The organism is Alistipes sp. HGB5 (assembly GCF_000183485.2).
In the GTDB taxonomy this organism is placed as follows: Bacteria; Bacteroidota; Bacteroidia; order Bacteroidales; family Rikenellaceae; genus Alistipes; species Alistipes finegoldii.
This window is the reverse complement of the sequence record NZ_AENZ01000080.1, coordinates 1-639: the sequence shown is the minus strand read 5'-3', so window position 1 is coordinate 639 and position 639 is coordinate 1. Positions and strand designations below refer to the sequence as shown.

1 protein-coding gene and 1 pseudogene are annotated in these 639 nt (G+C 58.8%); both read left to right on the top strand.

Annotated elements, in window-relative coordinates; all coding sequences use genetic code 11:
- A pseudogene (locus tag HMPREF9720_RS13990) lies at positions 1 to 291 on the top strand (hypothetical protein); the annotation flags it as partial.
- Positions 292 to 435: 144 nt separating this feature from the next.
- The coding region (locus HMPREF9720_RS13985) for a DUF4134 family protein (protein ID WP_009599021.1) at positions 436 to 639 on the top strand (204 nt) is incomplete at its 3' end.

The following is a 639-nucleotide window of genomic DNA, read 5'->3' as shown; positions in this document are numbered from 1 at the left end:
CACGGAGATGTTATATTTGCCCCGGTTTCGGAAGAGAAGTCCGCGATGCAGGGGTGGAACACCCTTGTCGTGCGGCCCTCGATCGGCGAAGACGGCGAACTTGCGGAGCCCAAAGCGCCTGCCGGCGCCCGACCTCCGCTTCCGGCTCTCCCCGCCAGAGCAGAACTCCGCGATGCGGAGGTTCATGCGATGCTCGGAGAGCTGGACTTCGGAGAGAGCGCCGTCATGGGCGATGCCACGGCCGAGGAGCGGCAGGCCATTGCCAACTTCGACATCCGGGCCTTTGCCTGACACGTAAACGAGAGACGACATGAAATGGAATAACGAATACGGCTGACGCCTTTCCCGCAGCAGGAAATACGATGTATCCGGTCGCAGAATGCTCCCAAAGCAGGCTGCGGCCTTTTTCACACCCTTAACCAAACTACCTGTTTTATGAAAAAAAGAGCAATTTTCACGATTCTGTCCCTGTGCTCCGCACTCCTATCCTTTGCGCAGGGCAACGGCATGGCCGGCATCAGCGAGGCCACGAACATGGTCACCTCTTATTTCGACCCGCTAACGAAGCTGATCTTCGCCGTCGCGGCAATCCTCGGACTGGTCGGCGGCGTGCGCGTCTACTCGAAATTCTCGTCGGGT